This window comes from Aliivibrio sifiae, assembly GCF_002954705.1.
In the GTDB taxonomy this organism is placed as follows: Bacteria; Pseudomonadota; Gammaproteobacteria; order Enterobacterales; family Vibrionaceae; genus Aliivibrio; species Aliivibrio sifiae_A.
This window is the reverse complement of sequence record NZ_MSCO01000001.1, coordinates 2,095,532-2,111,498: the sequence shown is the minus strand read 5'-3', so window position 1 is coordinate 2,111,498 and position 15,967 is coordinate 2,095,532. Positions and strand designations below refer to the sequence as shown.

18 protein-coding genes are annotated in these 15,967 nt (G+C 38.0%); 12 read left to right on the top strand and 6 right to left on the bottom strand.

Features of this window, described 5'->3' with window-relative positions:
• Positions 1–60: 60 nt before the first annotated feature.
• From BTO22_RS19960 to BTO22_RS09390, 3 genes are all read right to left on the bottom strand, one after another.
• Positions 61–228 carry a hypothetical protein gene (locus BTO22_RS19960; RefSeq protein WP_181044588.1) on the bottom strand — a complete coding sequence of 56 codons (168 nt, stop codon included), beginning with the start codon at positions 226–228 and terminating at the stop codon, positions 61–63.
• 146 nt (positions 229–374) lie between these two features.
• Positions 375–2,006: a tetratricopeptide repeat-containing diguanylate cyclase gene (locus tag BTO22_RS09395; protein WP_181044587.1), complete on the bottom strand. Its 1,632-nt coding sequence runs from the start codon at positions 2,004–2,006 to the stop codon at positions 375–377.
• Between the two features lie 452 nt (positions 2,007–2,458).
• A complete protein-coding gene (locus BTO22_RS09390; RefSeq protein ID WP_105055249.1) occupies positions 2,459–3,595 on the bottom strand; it encodes a flagellar assembly protein FlgT in 1,137 nt (378 codons plus the stop codon).
• 168 nt (positions 3,596–3,763) lie between these two features.
• Between BTO22_RS09390 and BTO22_RS09385 the strand changes: the two genes are divergently transcribed.
• Positions 3,764–4,399 (top strand): FlgO family outer membrane protein, encoded by a 636-nt coding sequence (locus tag BTO22_RS09385; RefSeq protein ID WP_105055248.1) that lies wholly within the window; start codon positions 3,764–3,766, stop codon positions 4,397–4,399.
• A gap of 11 nt (positions 4,400–4,410) precedes the next feature.
• A complete protein-coding gene (locus tag BTO22_RS09380) occupies positions 4,411–4,842 on the top strand; it encodes an LPP20 family lipoprotein (protein WP_105055247.1) in 432 nt (143 codons plus the stop codon).
• A gap of 501 nt (positions 4,843–5,343) precedes the next feature.
• Here BTO22_RS09380 and BTO22_RS09375 read toward each other — a convergent pair.
• From BTO22_RS09375 to flgA, 3 genes are all read right to left on the bottom strand, one after another.
• Complete coding sequence (locus BTO22_RS09375; protein ID WP_105055246.1) at positions 5,344–5,772, bottom strand: flagella synthesis protein FlgN; 429 nt, start codon at positions 5,770–5,772, stop codon at positions 5,344–5,346.
• A gap of 48 nt (positions 5,773–5,820) precedes the next feature.
• Positions 5,821–6,132 (bottom strand): flagellar biosynthesis anti-sigma factor FlgM, encoded by a 312-nt coding sequence (gene flgM / locus BTO22_RS09370; RefSeq protein WP_105055245.1) that lies wholly within the window; start codon positions 6,130–6,132, stop codon positions 5,821–5,823.
• Positions 6,133–6,350: 218 nt separating this feature from the next.
• Entirely contained in the window at positions 6,351–7,073 is a 723-nt protein-coding gene (flgA, locus tag BTO22_RS09365) for a flagellar basal body P-ring formation chaperone FlgA (RefSeq protein ID WP_258132521.1), read from the bottom strand.
• Positions 7,074–7,168: 95 nt separating this feature from the next.
• Between flgA and BTO22_RS09360 the strand changes: the two genes are divergently transcribed.
• From BTO22_RS09360 to BTO22_RS09315, 10 genes are all read left to right on the top strand, one after another.
• Entirely contained in the window at positions 7,169–8,089 is a 921-nt protein-coding gene (locus BTO22_RS09360) for a chemotaxis protein CheV (RefSeq protein WP_105055243.1), read from the top strand.
• 70 nt (positions 8,090–8,159) lie between these two features.
• Positions 8,160–8,987 carry a CheR family methyltransferase gene (locus tag BTO22_RS09355; RefSeq protein WP_060991589.1) on the top strand — a complete coding sequence of 276 codons (828 nt, stop codon included), beginning with the start codon at positions 8,160–8,162 and terminating at the stop codon, positions 8,985–8,987.
• A gap of 195 nt (positions 8,988–9,182) precedes the next feature.
• Positions 9,183–9,578 (top strand): flagellar basal body rod protein FlgB, encoded by a 396-nt coding sequence (gene flgB, locus BTO22_RS09350; protein WP_060991588.1) that lies wholly within the window; start codon positions 9,183–9,185, stop codon positions 9,576–9,578.
• 2 nt (positions 9,579–9,580) lie between these two features.
• Positions 9,581–9,997, top strand: a complete 417-nt coding sequence (gene flgC / locus BTO22_RS09345; RefSeq protein WP_105055242.1) for a flagellar basal body rod protein FlgC — start codon at positions 9,581–9,583, stop codon at positions 9,995–9,997.
• Between the two features lie 15 nt (positions 9,998–10,012).
• Complete coding sequence (gene flgD / locus BTO22_RS09340) at positions 10,013–10,723, top strand: flagellar hook assembly protein FlgD (RefSeq protein WP_105055241.1); 711 nt, start codon at positions 10,013–10,015, stop codon at positions 10,721–10,723.
• 162 nt (positions 10,724–10,885) lie between these two features.
• Positions 10,886–12,184 carry a flagellar hook protein FlgE gene (flgE, locus tag BTO22_RS09335; protein WP_105055240.1) on the top strand — a complete coding sequence of 433 codons (1,299 nt, stop codon included), beginning with the start codon at positions 10,886–10,888 and terminating at the stop codon, positions 12,182–12,184.
• 213 nt (positions 12,185–12,397) lie between these two features.
• The gene (locus BTO22_RS09330) at positions 12,398–13,147 is read left to right on the top strand and encodes a flagellar basal body rod protein FlgF (RefSeq protein WP_105055239.1); all 750 of its coding nucleotides are present in this window, start codon (positions 12,398–12,400) and stop codon (positions 13,145–13,147) included.
• Positions 13,148–13,202: 55 nt separating this feature from the next.
• Complete coding sequence (gene flgG / locus BTO22_RS09325; RefSeq protein WP_105055238.1) at positions 13,203–13,991, top strand: flagellar basal-body rod protein FlgG; 789 nt, start codon at positions 13,203–13,205, stop codon at positions 13,989–13,991.
• A 12-nt stretch (positions 13,992–14,003) separates the two neighbouring features.
• A complete protein-coding gene (gene flgH, locus BTO22_RS09320) occupies positions 14,004–14,795 on the top strand; it encodes a flagellar basal body L-ring protein FlgH (RefSeq protein WP_105055237.1) in 792 nt (263 codons plus the stop codon).
• 2 nt (positions 14,796–14,797) lie between these two features.
• The gene (locus tag BTO22_RS09315; RefSeq protein ID WP_105055236.1) at positions 14,798–15,919 is read left to right on the top strand and encodes a flagellar basal body P-ring protein FlgI; all 1,122 of its coding nucleotides are present in this window, start codon (positions 14,798–14,800) and stop codon (positions 15,917–15,919) included.
• Positions 15,920–15,967 lie beyond the last annotated feature (48 nt).

Sequence of the window (15,967 nt, the reverse complement as noted above, 5' to 3'; positions counted from 1 at the left end):
ATAATAAAAAAGCCGTTGAAAGGTTTACTATTCAGCGGCTTTTTTTTATTGATTAAACATCTATTTAATTGTGCCTTTTGCCACTTTACAAAGTGTTGCATACGTCATAGCGATGCTACCATCAGTTTGTTCACAAGACACTTTCGGTCCGATTTCAGTAGAGCCTTCTAAAGCAAACGAATTAAAAGAAAAAAGAGTAACTAAAATTGTTAACCGTGCATATTTCATTTTTATGATCCTCAATAAACGTTCTATTGATTAATCCATTATGGTTATTGGTTGCTGCACATCCATTGCTTATTTAAATATAGACATTGTTTTGATCTTGTAAATGAGAATCGGTTAATTACATTTTATTACACCACTAATGAGGTTTAAATTATAGGATCAACTAAAGCATCTACAATACAGTTTTTGCCATTTTGTTTTGCTTGATAAAGCCCTTCATCTAATATGAAATATATCTGCTCTACATCCTTCATTTCCCGCTCAAGGTAGACCCAAGAAAAACTCGCGGTAATAGATAGTTTTTTCCCATCCAGCGTATTAAAACTGCTTTTCTCTAAATTTGAACGAGCTGATTCAATCATTTCAAAACATGCATTTTTTGTTTCATTAGAAAGTAAGATTAAAAACTCTTCTCCACCAATACGGCCTATTTGATGAGGTGGTGGCATTGCCTCTTCTAAAATTGAATAGAGATGTTTAAGTCCTAAGTCACCATTTGGGTGACCGTGTAGGTCATTTAATTGTTTAAAGTTATCAATATCCAACATGACTAATGTTGTTTGATCATGAAAGTTCGCTAATTTCTTATTTATTATTTCAAATATAGAATGTCGATTATTTGCATTAGTTAATACGTCTTTATGCGCCAAAGTGTTAAGGCGTTTTCTTGAGCGTAAAATAAAATAGATAGTAATGCTGAGAAGAACAATGATGATTTGAAACAGTAAGCGATATTTCTTTTCTATGTTTATTTCAAGTTGCTTCTGATGAACAACTTTTAAATTATTGAGTTGTTGCTCCTCCTTTTCAATAAGAGATTTACGTAGTTGTAAGGCAGCGTAAGCTTCTTGGTGATCAATAGAATGGATTTTATTTATAATTTCTTCGTATTTTTTTCGAGAACTTAATGCAGGTTCAAAATTACCAATAAATTCATGTATTTGAGATTGAATTAAGTAAGAGGCAGATAAAGCCTGTTGATTTTGTGATTTTTCAGATTTATCTATAGCGATAGCGATATAATTTAATGCTTTATTTACATTCTCATATTTTAAGTAAACCTGGCTGAGTGCTTGGTATATTTCGATGTTTAGATCTGAATTCGAATTAAGATCAAGTTGCTTAAGGGCAAGTAGTAGGTACTCAATACCTTCATCATAATAACCTTGAGCATTAAGAACACAGCCAAAGATAAGGTATGCTCGACTTAATGTGTTAGCGTTATAATTGTCTTGCAGTTGCTCTATAGCTAATGTCGCAGAGATCTTAGCTTGAGTGTAATCTGATGACTGTAAATATATTTTAGCAAGTATAAGGTGTGATTGAGCTATCTTTTGTGGAATGTTTCGCTCTATACGAATATCTAGTGCTTTAATCGCATATTCCTTCGCTGAATTTATTTTGCCCATCTTTAGCAATAAGGAACTTATATTATTATAAGCAGTATCGTTAATTTCATAAGGTTTTGTCAGGGAAAGGGCTTTTTCACTAACAATTAATGCAGACTGATAATTGGTAACGCCTTGGTAGCTTAAAGCTAACAAGCGATATCCCCATTTTATATCAATAAAATTGTTTGGCGTTTTTTCTAAATGTTTTAATGCCGACTGACAGTAAAACTCAGCCAAATAGTGATTTCCTAATGCTAAATTGGCTCGACATTGATGGAGTTGAATTAAGCTATTTAAATCTAAATTATTAAGACTTTTTGCTTTGTTCTGAGCTGTTTTAATATAGTGCAGTGATTTTTTATATTTCCCTTCATCTTCTAAGTCCATTGCCTTTAAAATCAAATGCTCAATATTTTCATAGAGATCAGCACTGTAGTTGTTTGTTTGATGGAGGTAAGTATCGCCTCTGCGAGTAACAAAACCATGAATACGAGTTGCTGTATATACTCGCTCAGCGGAAGGAGGCAGTGATGAATAGACGTCACTAAGCATCGATAAGGCTCTGTTTTGATCCTGTATACGATATTGGTGGTATTGTTTTTGCCAGGCTTCTTCTGACATAACTGAACTAGCAGATGAAACAAAGCTTATCAGTAATAATAAACTACTAATAATGAAACGGAACTGTCCTAGCATTACGACTCAATGGGAATGTTGTTCTAATTATATTGGAAAGAATATCTCAAGATTGAGGGTAAAACGAGGATAAGTCTCATAAAAAAAAGAGAAACTACCATAATTGATAATTTCTCTTAGATATTAATGATCTACATCTACTTTTATTGAATGACAGTTTTATGCATTACATCACCAATTTGAACGCTATTGATGAGCTGCGGTTGATCTATTATCAATTCAGCATTCTGTTCATACACTCGATCAACGGTTAATGTTATATTCGTTTTAGCAACCTTATTTCTAGGTAAACCACTTTGATCAATGAAAGATCCAGTGTGCCATAAATCCAGTTTGTCGCCTTTTTTAACTCCATGAATACGACCAAGATCCATAGTGATACGGTTGTTATGGATACTGACAACCTGAGGTAGAGTTATCTTACAAGCAAATTGGTTTTCTAAATCAAGCATCATATCGCGATTAACTCGCAATACCATCTCACCATAAGCAGATGTCCAGAAACGAGCACTTTGAGTGTCCACTTCGCTGGTTTTGGGGAAATCCCACTGTGCTACTTCACGATAATTATTGTTATAAATAGTTTGGCCTGTTTTGCCATCTAATACAGCAACTTCAATAGCAAATTGACGATTAATGGTATCTTTCAGTAGTAAGTTTTGTTCGATAGTTGCACTTAAATCTGTGATGTTTCCAGAGAAAATATATTGAGCCCCGTGATCTTCTGCAATCATTTTAACGACTTCAGGCTGGCGTTTATCAATACGTAGGTGAGACGTTCCAACAGAGATAAAACTTTGTGATTCTTTATCTAGCTGACGAGAAAATACGGTGCTGAGGCTTTCTCCCATTTTGTACACTTTACCCATGACAGCTTGTTGAGGTGAATCAACAGTAATTTCACTGGTCATTATTGTTTTTTTGTATTGACCAATATGGCAACTGTTTGCCGAAGGATAGATATCAATACGGGCAGTAAGGTACAGCTTGCCGTTTTTCTTCTTCTCTTTTACTACTTCAATACTGCGAATTTCACTGCCGCTGAATTGATAACGTTTTTCATCATTCTCTAAAAAGACTTTAAGATCTTTTAAGCGGCTAATATCCGCCCCTGAAAATAACATAGCTTGGTAAGCGGCATCTTCTAGTGCATTAGTTCTTGCCGCATTTTTACTGGTAAGCACACTCGCTGATCCTGTTACCTCAAACCATTCAGCACTTGCTGATGGCGCGTAACTTATTGTTAATATTGATGTAAGTAAAAAAAATATTCTTTTCATTGCTGCTATCTGCCAAATGGGTATGAAATTTGCTAACTATTATTTGTTGATTGATAAAAGTACTTACAAATTGCGTTTCATAAACTATTGCAATTTTTGTTCCTAGTTTAAATTTGACGCTTAAATCAAGCGAGTAAGTACATTAAAACATTATCTGGAGATAATAGAATGAGAGTATTAGTTGTAATTTTGCTGTCAATGGTGGTTAGTGCATGCGCTTATTCACCAATTTATAATGGTAAAGAACCTTATAACGGCAGCCCATTTATGTTGGCAGATACACCGCGACACACAATGGATTACTTTATTGAAAGTTTAACAGAGCAATTGGTTACATCGAACACGACATTATCGGCTCGATCTCCGATTGCAATTACTTCTTTTGTAGATTTACAACAGATGGATCAAACCAACTGGCTAGGTAACTCAGTGACTGAAGGGTTTATGTTCCAGCTGCAGCGTCGTGGTTTTAAGGTTATTGACTACAAAACAACGGGTAATATTCGTGTAACTCAGCAGGGTGATTTCGCTTTTAGCCGTGACTGGAAAGAATTAGTGCAAGAGCAGCAAGTTGATTACGTGTTAACAGGTACGATGCTTCGCCAAGATGGTGGTGTGCTAATTAATGCTCGTGTTATTGGAATGCAAACTAGAATCGTTGTTGCTTCGGCACAAGGTTTCCTTCCTGCGGATCGAATTGGCCGTGACTTAGATACCTTAAATACCATGCGTATGGAAGATGGTGTTCTTATTCGTTCTGATGTGAAGAAAGCAGAGCGTAATACCATAATCCTACGTCCATAGGAGAAGCAGATATGAAACATTGGTTTTTATTAGCTCTATTAGTATTAGTTGGTTGCCAACCAATCGGTGTCATGCGTGAAAGCGATCACTTGACCGCGGTCGGTTACGCTAGCATTAGTGAGCAAGCGGGTAAGAATATTGATGAAAAACGTATTCGAGCTATGCGAGCGTCAAAAGTTGATGCATATCGTGAATTAGCGGAACAAGTTTATGGGATGCGAATTAGTGGTAAAGTTGAAATGAATGATCAGCAACTGGGTGAAGAAACAACCAGTGCTGGTGTTGATGGTATTATCCGTGGTGCAGAAGTAATTCGAACTTATCCTGTGGGTGATAGTTATGTGACTGAATTAAAGTTAGATTTGAAAAAGATGGAGCGTATGAAAAATCAAGGTCAAGTTTATGACGTACCCTCAACGCAAAGAAAAACAACGTTATTTTAATTAACGAATAAACACTCTCATTCAACATATTTGCCCTTGGTACTTTTAGTGCTGAGGGCTTTTTTATTATTTGAGTTGTAGAAGATGGATGAGTATTCAAGAGGTATAATTTATTCAAAAGTGCTTAATAAACAGCATTATTGAGTTTTTGAGTATGACGTTGATCATTTGTTGGGGTAATTTGTTCAGAGTTTTGATAAATAAGAAGTTTTGGACAATGGTTATTGTTTTAGTCAGTTGGATTTATGTGTCTTTATCTATTGGTGTTTCGATTATTGCTCATAATCAGGGGCGTTCAGCACCTGTTTTTTTTATGATTTCTATAATGTTGACACCAATTGGTAGTTTTTTGATTTATTTCTAAGCAAGTCAGATGAAAAGGCTAGTGAAAATAAGGACTGATAGCGTATTTATAAAGCGGGTAGGTATGCCCAGAGTGTTTTTATATAGAAAAATAATTAAAGAGGAGATTTTGTCTCCAATAAATTTAAACTCTGAAGGTTAAGCTTTTATATTTGTGCCTAACGTCGTGATATTACGAGTTTGGCCTTCAGCAGTATATGTCATGCCATTTTTACCACGGCTTTGTTGCATAAGATTATTTAACTTATTAAAACTCAATTGTGCACGTTGAAGGGCTTCGCCATTAACCACGTTTTCTTCTTTACAATCATGGATGATAGATTTTATTTCAACCACTTTGTCATTTAATACGCTATCTTCAGAAAGAAGCTGCCTTTCCGCGTGACTACCTAGTAACTGATCATATTGACGTAACTGGTTCAATAGCCCTAATTTATCGTGGGCAATACTTTCCATTTCCGCTGGTTTTCTACTTGCAATAGCCACCTTCTCTCGACTAAGAACAGTCGAAAGTGATATTGCGACACTGCGTTGTAGGTCCAATAATTCAGTTAATGTTTGAGCCATATTGTCTCTATATTATAGGTATACAATGAGAAAAGTTACCAGCCTAGGTTATAGGCCGGCTAATTCATCTTCAAATTTAATCATGTTGTCTGCTAGACGCTCAGGATCAACTGAATAAGAGCCATTTGCAATAGCTGCTTTAATTGCAGCAACTTTATCTTCATTAAAAGAAGGTTCAGTTGCTAGTTGTTGGTGCATTTGGCCAATTTCTTTTCCTTGATTGCTCAAAGAGACGGCATCTGTTTTTGCAGACAATGCTGGTGCTGAACTTGCTGGTGATTTATCACCAGAATCAACACGAGCTTGATTGCGTACAGTTGTCATTGCTTGGCTAGCACGTAGTTGGTCAATATTTGTCATATTATTCAAGCCTTTTCGCCGGTTAATACATTCTTATAAACTATTTATCGGCTGTCAAAAAATTAACTTAAGCAAATAATGAATATTTTTGACGCTTTTTTCATTATTTTAAACTGTGGTAAAACTAAGCATAAATAATGCCACAAAAATCATATCGGCACTAAGTCCAAGAAGTTTAGGAAAAAATCTAATATTCTGTGTGACATTTAATTCAGCACTTAAAAGCGAATACTAATTTCCCCCACGGCAGTGACTATACCACTAACAATGCGTTTGGATTTGTCGTTTTCAACATTTACTTTATCGCCTAAAGCGCCATCACCCAGTGCCGTTCCCTTTGTTAGGATACTTAATTCGCCTTTTACTGCTTTAATTATAACACTGTCGTTGCGACACACCATGCAGATGTCGTTTTTTTCGACAACGTCACCAGCTCTTACACTGCGTTTAATTCTAGAACCGATAATATCATTTGGGTTAGCGTAGCCCCCTCGTCGATAAGTTCGACTGTTTACTAGTGTTAATGCTAAATCGCTGCTTGATATTGAATGCCCTTTTGATAAAGGAGAGATTGCAGTAACTAATGGCATCATTAATTCTGTTTTTATAGGAACATATACTTTCCAATCATCAAGTTGGCATTCAACTAATACCGATGTATTACCACTTGTATTTAAGCGTCCAGGTAAAGAGGCACTGAGTGGTTTTGGGCAATCAGTTGCATAAATTCGGTTATCAATACGCGCAGCCTCTACATTGATTGTCCCATTTTTAGGAATTTCAATTTGTGTTTGAATAAAGGACTCTGCCGTTTGTTTGATTGCGTTTAGCTGTTCATCTGTGGCAGCATACGCAATAGAATTAAAGAAACTTATGAATACGCCGATAACGCTTATAAGTCGATAAAGAGTGATCTTGGAATCACGTTTTTTTATTATCATATTTTTATTATAAAATGCCATATAGTATGTCGTGTTCGTCATGGGTTTATGTTAGGCTCACGGTTCATTGATAATGGCACAAGATGGAGTCATATATGACAGGTATACTGGATTCGGTGAATCAGCGCACACAACTTGTTGGACAAAACCGTTTAGAACTACTTACTTTCCGTCTTATGGGACGTCAACGTTATGGTATTAACGTTTTTAAAGTAAAAGAAGTATTACAGTGTCCGAAGTTGACTTCAATGCCAAATTTAAATCCATTAGTAAAAGGAATTGCTCATATTCGAGGTCAAACGATCTCTGTGATTGATTTGAGCCTTGCTACGGGTGGACGTGCAACAACAGATATTGATAAGTGTTTTATTATTATTTCTGAGTTTAACCGTACGATTCAGGGGTTCCTTGTTAAGTCTGTTGAGCGTATTGTAAATATGCATTGGGAAGCTATTTTGCCGCCACCGCAAGGAACTGGCCGTGCAAACTATTTAACAGCAGTAACTAACATTGATGATGAATTGGTTGAAATTCTTGATGTAGAAAAGATTTTGGCTGAAATCGCGCCTATTGATGAAACAATTAATGAAACATTGGTTGAAGAGATGGCAGCGATCAGTCCTGAAGTCGTACGTAAAGTATTGATTGCAGATGATTCAAGTGTTGCTCGTAAGCAAGTTCAACGTGCCGTTCAGTCTATTGGCTTTGAAACTATCATGGTAAAAGATGGTAAAGAAGCGCTAGATAAGCTTGTTGATATGGCAAATGAAGGCAATATTTATGATCAAATTGGTTTGGTTATTTCTGATGTAGAAATGCCAGAGATGGATGGTTATACCTTAACCGCCGAAATTCGTCGTGAACCTGCACTGAAAGATCTACACGTAATATTGCATACTTCATTAAGTGGTGTATTTAACCAAGCAATGGTAGAACGTGTTGGTGCAAACCAATTTATTGCGAAGTTTAATCCAGATGAATTGGGTGCCGCAGTAAAAAGAGCGGTTGAAAAATAAAGCCTACCTGTTATTTTGTCACCTGTAATCTAAGGTGACATTCATTTTTTATTTGGAAATTTATTCGTTAATGACAACTATAACTATCAACGAACAAGAATATCGTGATTTTAGCCGATTTCTTGAGTCTCAATGTGGCATTGTTCTTGGTGACAGTAAGCAATATCTAGTGAGAAGCCGACTGAGTCCTTTAGTTGCTAAGTTTTCATTAGCTTCATTGTCTGATTTATTAAAACAAGTGATCTCGGGTCGTAATCGTGAATTGCGTGTTGCTGCGGTTGATGCAATGACAACCAATGAAACATTATGGTTTAGAGATGGTTACCCGTTCACTGTATTGTCTGAAAAGCTTCTTCCAGAGCTAGCGGCAAATCGTCGCCCATTAAAAATCTGGTCAGCGGCAAGTTCATCAGGTCAAGAACCTTACTCGATGGGGATGACCATTGCTGAGATCCAAGCGCGTAAGCCTGGTTTTCTTCCAAACATTAGTATTACAGCAACTGATATTTCACCATCAATGCTAGAAAACTGTAAAGCAGGTGTTTATGATAATCTTGCATTAAGTCGAGGTTTATCTCCAGAACGCCGTCGTGCATTTTTTGAAGACGCGGGTGATGGAAAAATGAAAATTAACGATAAAATTAAACGTATGGTTAATTTCAGACCTCAAAACTTAATGGACAGCTACAGTTTATTAGGTAAATTTGACATCATCTTTTGCCGTAATGTACTTATTTATTTTTCACCAGACATGAAAGCGAAAGTGTTAAATCAGATGGCGGCAAGTCTTAACCCTGGTGGGTATTTATTGCTTGGTGCTTCTGAGTCATTAACAGGTTTGACGGATAAATTTGAAATGGTTCGCTGTAATCCAGGAATTATTTATAAACTTAAATAATCATATTTGAGTAAATTACCAACAAAAAGCGGCTTAGGTCGCTTTTTTTGTGCCTAAAAATCAGGTTCGGCATGTTAATTGCTTATATTTTTACTTGTAGTATCGTCAATCTGTTTGTTAAGTAACAAAGTTGGCATACAGGTTGCTATATAGAAATTATATATACTGCTAGTCAGTTCTTGTGGAGGGTTTGGAATGGCAATTTCTTTTGATAACGCATTAGGTATTCATCAGTACACGGTAGGAGTTCGCTCTGAACGTGCTGAAATGCTAGCGACAAACATCGCTCAAGCAAATACACCAGGCTATAAAGCAAAAGGAATGGATTTTCAAAAAGCAATGCAGTCGGCAACATCGAAGGCAAGCATGGGTCTCAGTCGTACCGATGGTCGGCACATTAATGCCTCTACACGAATGGCAGGGGAAATTCAATACCGTGTACCTACTCAACCAGATACGGGTGATGGGAATACGGTTGATGTAGATTTGGAACGTAATTTATTTATGCAAAACCAACTTCGTCATCAAGCATCATTGGAATTTTTAGGTAGCAAATTCAAAAACCTAACCAAAGCAATTAAAGGGGAATAGAGATGAGCTTATTTAATGTTTTTAACGTTACAGGTTCTGCAATGAGTGCAGAGTCAGTTCGTCTTAATACCACTTCAAGTAACATGGCAAATGCTGATAGTGTAAGTAGCTCTGCTGCTGAAACGTATAAAGCTCGTCAAGCTGTCTTTGGTGCGGAATTGAGTAAAGCAAAATACAAACAAGATCATACAGTTCCTGTAAAAGTACTTGGTATTGTAGAAAGCCAAAAACCATTGCGTGCAGAATATAACCCTGATCATCCTATGGCAAATGACGATGGCTATATTTTTAAGCCAAACGTTAATGTAATGGAAGAAATGGCAAACATGATTTCTGCTTCTCGTTCATACCAAACGAATGTGCAAGTTGCAGATGCAGGCAAACAAATGTTGCAGAGTACTCTGCGAATGGGTCAATAAGGATAGGAGGTAGCTATGACTGGAATCAATAACGTTGGTCAACAAGGCTTGTCCTACATCGACCAGCTTAAAAGTCTTCAAGAGGCGAACAAGCCTGAAAAGACAACTGGCGGTAAAAATGAACTGAAGCAAGAAGACTTCCTTGCATTATTAACCAAACAGTTGTCTCAACAAGACCCATCTAAGCCGGTTGAAAACGATCAAATGATTGCGCAAATGGCATCATTTGCAACCGTTGATGGTATTGGCAAGATGAATACACAGTTTGATAGCTTGAATTCATCCATGACATCTAACCAAGCATTACAAGCGTCTTCGCTTGTTGGCCGTGATGTTCTAGTACCTGGCGCTAAAGGCTTAAAAGAAGCAGATAAAAGTATGGCGGCAATGGTTAAATTGCCACAGTCAATTAATAACCTAATGGTTCGTGTTGAAAACGAGCAAGGTCAATTAATTCGTACTTTAAATGTGGGCGCTAAACCTGCTGGCGACACTCGTGTTGAGTGGGACGGCAAAGATGAAAAAGGCAATGCTATGCCTGCTGGTCGCTACAGTATTAAAGCGGCGGGCGTGCTTGATGGAGAAAACAAAGAATTTGGCGTATCAACATACGCTAACGTCAACAGTGTTCTTCTAGGCAAAGGCGATGGCAATGTTCTGCTTAATCTTGCTGGCTTTACCTCACCTATGAAACTAGCAGAAGTGTTAGAAGTAGGTAAGGCGTAAAAGGGCGAATATTCAGTGCAGCATGACGCTGCCTGAATCCCCTTATTTATATCGTAAAATTCATTAATAAATAGAGCTATGCCAATTCCTTTAACATTCCCAATGACTGTGATCGTTAATGGAATTGGAAAATTATCAGCGTAGCTAGATAGGAGATATCAAATGTCATACGTAGCATTAAGTGGTCTAGCCGCTGCTCAAAAAGATCTAAATACAACATCAAACAACTTGGCGAATGCCAATACCTTTGGTTTTAAAGAGTCTCGTGCCGAGTTTGGTGATGTTTATTCATCATCGTTGTTTTCAAATGCTAAAACCACAACAGGTGGTGGTGCACAAACAACAAAAGTTGCTCAACAGTTCCATGAAGGCTCAAGTGTTTATACTAATAACCCAATGGACTTACGTATCTCGGGTCAAGGTTTTTTTGCGGTAGCGAAAGATCGCTTACAACCATCGACGAATGAGTTAAGCCGTAATGGTGCATTTCATTTAGATAATGAAAACTACATGACAACATCAAATGATGAGTTTTTATTAGGTTACGAAGTGGATCCTGAATCGGGTAATGTATCGTCTTATGAACCAAAAGCGATAAAGATCCCAGATCAATTTGGTCAACCTAGACCAACTGAAAATGTTGAAATTGGTATGAATTTACCGGCAGGAGCTGAAGCAAAAGATCCAGCTCTCTTTGATATGAATGATCCTGATACCTACAATAAATCAACATCGGTAACGACGTATGATTCTCTTGGTCAGCCATATAAGATGACATCTTATTATGTAAAAGATGCAACGCAACCAAACCGTTGGAATGTATTCTATTCATCAACTGATGTTGATGGTGAGAAAGCCGTAAATATTAACGCTGGTGATGCAACGAATGCAGCAGGCCATCTTGGTCACTCTATTATCTTTAATAACGATGGTACAACTCAAAGTATCAATGCTGGTCAACCTGTTGCAACAACAACGTTAGGTGAGAATGGTTTAAACTTAAATGGTGCAGATCCTTCTCAGACATTAACCATGAAGTTTGATAACCCAACACAGTTCTCGGCACCGTTTGAAATGCGTCGCTTCAGTGAAGATGGTGCAACAACAGGTTATATATCAAAAGTTGATATCGATAAGAGCGGTAACATTATCGGCTCTTACTCAAATGGTAAAGATGTTACCCTTGGTCGTGTAGCAATGGTTCGAGTAACTAACCAGCAAGGCCTTGCCCAAAATGGCGGTACGCAGTGGTCTACGACTCAAGCGTCAGGTTCTGCTATTTGGGGTGAAGCAAACCAAGGTTCATTTGGTGATATTCAAAGTGGTACGTTAGAGCAGTCAAACATCGACATGACTCAAGAGCTAGTTGATTTGATTTCTGCACAGCGTAACTTTCAAGCGAACTCTCGTTCATTGGATGTACATAACCAACTGCAACAAAATATCCTACAAATTCGTTAATCTAAACGAGAATGTATTTATAAAATTGCCGTCGATATTGACGGCAATTTTTTACCCAGATTATTTGCCCCTTACTATCCCTTCTTTTCCTCCTTATTTATTAATTTTCTATTTATTTGACGTAATAGTTAGTTAACCATTTGAAAGTAAAGCTTAATAAAAGTTGGCACAGACATTGCTATTATAACTTCAGATAGATTATTGGAGTTCATTATGGATCGCGCATTATTTTTAGCCATGAGTGGCGCAAAGCAAAACATGCAAGCTATGCAGCTGCGTTCAAACAACCTTGCCAACGTAAGCACAACAGGTTTTCGTGCCGATTTAGAGCAAGCGCGTTCAATGCAAGCGTATGGTGAAGGTTTGCCTACTCGTGTGTTTAATATGACAGAGCGTCCAGGAAACAGTTTTTCTCAAGGCTCTGTGATTACAACAGGCCGTGATTTGGATTTAACGATTGAAGGCGATGGCTGGATTTCAGTGATGGACAACACGGGCCGCGAAGGTTTGACTCGTGCCGGTAATCTAAAAATTGATGAAACAGGTTTATTAATGAATGGTAGCGGTCATCTAGTACTAGGTGAGAATGACGCGCCAATCACTTTGCCGCTTCCTATCTCAAAAATTCAAATTGCTAAAGACGGTACTATCTCTGTTCTTGAGCAAGGTGCGCCAGCAGAAGCGATGGCAGAAGTTGACCGCATTAAATTAGTAAAAACCGATAATCGCGATTTATTTAAAGACACGAATGGTTTGTTCCGTTCGAAAAATCCTAATAATGCATTCCAAGCGGATGCTAGTGTCACTGTATTAAAAGGTGCATTAGAAGGCAGTAACGTTAATGCTGTAGGTGAAATGACCAATTTAATTGATTTGCAGCGTCAGTTTGAAATGCAAGTCAAGATGATGAGTACCGCTGAAGAAATGGATAAAGCATCAGACTCATTATTACGTATGGGTTAATTGAATAATTAACTTTGATTAACTTAATACATTAAAAAATTTAGAGGAACACACAATGAATCCAGCATTATGGGTAAGTAAAACAGGTTTAGACGCACAGCAAACAAACATTGCTACTATCTCAAACAACTTGGCGAATGCCTCAACGGTTGGCTTTAAAAAAAGCCGTGCCGTATTTGAAGATCTGTTTTACCAAAACGTAAATCAAGCCGGTGCTCAATCAACTCAAAATACCGAGTTACCAACAGGCCTAATGCTTGGTTCTGGTTCTAAAGTTGTGGCAACACAAAAAGTATTTACTAACGGCAATGCGCAAACCACGTCGAACGGCATGGATATGATGATCGAGGGTAAAGGCTTTTTCCAAGTAACCATGCCTGATGGCAACATTGGTTACTCTCGTAATGGTCAATTTACCTTAAATGATGAAGGCGCAATTGTAACGACAGGTGCAGGTTACCGTTTAGAGCCTGAAATCGTTGTACCAGAAGATGCGATCAACGTTACTGTGGGGACGGATGGTGAAGTGTCTGTTCGTCTACGTGGTCAGCAAGATAACCAAGTAATTGGTCAGATTACGACGGTTGATTTTATTAACCCAGGTGGTTTAGAGCCCGTTGGTCAAAACCTTTATTTGCCAACAGGAGCAAGTGGTGATCCTCAAGAGGGCACGCCTGGCTTGGAAGGATTCGGTTCAATTCGTCAATCAATGCTTGAAGCATCAAACGTAAACGTAACTGAAGAGTTAGTAAACATGATTGAAGCACAGCGTGTTTATGAAATGAACTCTAAAGTAATCTCTGCTGTTGATAAGATGGCAAGCTTTGTTAACCAACAACTGTAATTGGTGATTAGGATGAAACGTCTTCTTTGTTTATTAGTACTAACATCCTTAACGGGGTGTGAGTCACTATTAGTTCAAAATCCGAACTTACAAGATAGCGAAGTGACTTCTGCTACAACAAATGTTGATGCGGTAGAAGGCGATAAAGCAAAAGAAGAAGATGGTGGCATTGTCGATACACTTCGTGGTCGTAATGATCCTATTTCAGGCGATCCGGCTTGGGCGCCTATTCATCCGAAAGAAAAACCAGAGCATTATGCTGCAGCAACTGGTTCATTGTTTAACGTTGATCATGCACAAGATATGTATGATGATACAAAACCTCATGGTTTAGGTGACATCGTTACGGTTACGCTTGCAGAAAATACCAAAGCGGCAAAAAGTGCCGATGCAGAATTATCAAAAACGAATGATTCAAGCATGGATCCACTGCAAGTCGGTGGTCAAGAGTTGCAAATGGGTGGCCAATATAATTTTTCATATGAATTATCAAATGACAATAATTTCACAGGTAATACCTCCGCTAACCAAAGTAATAGCTTAAGTGGCTCAATAACAGTAGAAGTGATTGAAGTATTATCAAATGGTAACTTATTGATCCGTGGTGAGAAGTGGCTAACGCTTAACACCGGTGATGAATATATTCGTTTGAGTGGTACTATTCGTCCTGAAGATATTAATTTTGATAACACCATAGCATCAACCCGAATTTCAAACGCACGTATCCAATATTCTGGTACGGGCGATCAACAAGATATGCAAGAACCTGGATTCTTGGCACGATTCTTTAATGTAGCACTGTAATAATGACGAATCGTTGGAGTTTTGACGTGAATAAAAGCCTAGTTACCTTAATCTTTACTTGGTTATGTCTAAGTATCTCAACTGCACAAGCGGCACGCATTAAAGACGTGTCAGAAGTTGCAGGGGTTCGTAGTAACCAATTAATCGGTTATGGCTTAGTTTCTGGTTTGCCGGGAACGGGGGAATCTACACCTTTTACTGATCAAAGCTTTAATGCGATGTTACAAAATTTTGGTATTCAATTGCCACCGGGCACAAAACCAAAGACAAAAAACGTAGCGGCAGTAATGGTAACCGCAACGTTGCCAGCCTTTTCAAAACAAGGCCAAGTGGTTGATGTTACCGTTTCTTCTGTTGGCTCAGCAAAGAGTTTACGTGGTGGTACCTTACTGCAAACCTTCCTAAAAGGTTTAGATGGTAAAACTTATGCGATTGCACAAGGTAACTTAATCGTAAGTGGCTTTAGTGCAACGGGAGCTGATGGTTCTAAAATTGTCGGTAATAACCCAACAGTAGGTCGTATCTCTGGTGGTGCTATGGTTGAACGTGAAGTTCCATCCCCATTTGGTCGTGGTGATTTCATTACCTTTAACTTGTTAGAAGCAGATTTTACTACTGCTCAACGTATGGCTGATGCCGTTAATAATTTCCTCGGTCCAAATATGGCGTCAGCGGTTGATGCTACGTCTGTGCGAGTTCGAGCTCCACGTGATATCAGCCAACGAGTGGCTTTTTTATCAGCCGTTGAAAATGTCGATTTTGATCCCGCAGACGGCTCAGCAAAAATCATTGTTAATTCACGTACCGGTACAATCGTTGTTGGTAAGCACGTGAAATTAAAAGCTGCGGCAGTCACTCACGGTGGAATGACGGTTGCGATTAAAGAAAACCTTCAAGTGAGTCAACCTGGTCCATTTAGCGATGGTAAAACAGTTGTAACGCCAGATTCAGATATCGAAGTAACGGAAGAGCAAGGTAAAATGTTTAAGTTCGAACCGGGTTTAACGTTAGATGATTTGGTAAGAGCTGTAAATGAAGTGGGTGCTGCGCCTTCTGATTTGATGGCTATTCTTCAAGCATTGAAGCAAGCGGGTGCGATTGAAGGCCAATTGATCATTATTTAATTTTCTTTGATAAATAGCTAAATAATTACAGAAAACGCACTTCTTCGG

What these genes read in the sequence shown, in the direction of transcription:
- flgA (WP_258132521.1), bottom strand. Translation starts at nt 7,073, where the DNA reads ATGATAATAAAAAAACGTGATTCCAAGATCACTCTTTATCGACTTATA.
- flgH (WP_105055237.1), top strand. Translation starts at nt 14,004, where the DNA reads ATGAAACGTCTTCTTTGTTTATTAGTACTAACATCCTTAACGGGGTGT.
- BTO22_RS09390 (WP_105055249.1), bottom strand. Translation starts at nt 3,595, where the DNA reads ATGAAAAGAATATTTTTTTTACTTACATCAATATTAACAATAAGTTAC.
- BTO22_RS09355 (WP_060991589.1), top strand. Translation starts at nt 8,160, where the DNA reads ATGACAACTATAACTATCAACGAACAAGAATATCGTGATTTTAGCCGA.
- flgG (WP_105055238.1), top strand. Translation starts at nt 13,203, where the DNA reads ATGAATCCAGCATTATGGGTAAGTAAAACAGGTTTAGACGCACAGCAA.
- flgB (WP_060991588.1), top strand. Translation starts at nt 9,183, where the DNA reads ATGGCAATTTCTTTTGATAACGCATTAGGTATTCATCAGTACACGGTA.
- flgM (WP_105055245.1), bottom strand. Translation starts at nt 6,132, where the DNA reads ATGACAAATATTGACCAACTACGTGCTAGCCAAGCAATGACAACTGTA.
- BTO22_RS09375 (WP_105055246.1), bottom strand. Translation starts at nt 5,772, where the DNA reads ATGGCTCAAACATTAACTGAATTATTGGACCTACAACGCAGTGTCGCA.
- flgE (WP_105055240.1), top strand. Translation starts at nt 10,886, where the DNA reads ATGTCATACGTAGCATTAAGTGGTCTAGCCGCTGCTCAAAAAGATCTA.
- BTO22_RS09330 (WP_105055239.1), top strand. Translation starts at nt 12,398, where the DNA reads ATGGATCGCGCATTATTTTTAGCCATGAGTGGCGCAAAGCAAAACATG.
- flgC (WP_105055242.1), top strand. Translation starts at nt 9,581, where the DNA reads ATGAGCTTATTTAATGTTTTTAACGTTACAGGTTCTGCAATGAGTGCA.
- BTO22_RS09315 (WP_105055236.1), top strand. Translation starts at nt 14,798, where the DNA reads ATGACGAATCGTTGGAGTTTTGACGTGAATAAAAGCCTAGTTACCTTA.
- BTO22_RS09380 (WP_105055247.1), top strand. Translation starts at nt 4,411, where the DNA reads ATGAAACATTGGTTTTTATTAGCTCTATTAGTATTAGTTGGTTGCCAA.
- BTO22_RS09385 (WP_105055248.1), top strand. Translation starts at nt 3,764, where the DNA reads ATGAGAGTATTAGTTGTAATTTTGCTGTCAATGGTGGTTAGTGCATGC.
- BTO22_RS09395 (WP_181044587.1), bottom strand. Translation starts at nt 2,006, where the DNA reads ATGGACTTAGAAGATGAAGGGAAATATAAAAAATCACTGCACTATATT.
- BTO22_RS19960 (WP_181044588.1), bottom strand. Translation starts at nt 228, where the DNA reads ATGAAATATGCACGGTTAACAATTTTAGTTACTCTTTTTTCTTTTAAT.
- BTO22_RS09360 (WP_105055243.1), top strand. Translation starts at nt 7,169, where the DNA reads ATGACAGGTATACTGGATTCGGTGAATCAGCGCACACAACTTGTTGGA.
- flgD (WP_105055241.1), top strand. Translation starts at nt 10,013, where the DNA reads ATGACTGGAATCAATAACGTTGGTCAACAAGGCTTGTCCTACATCGAC.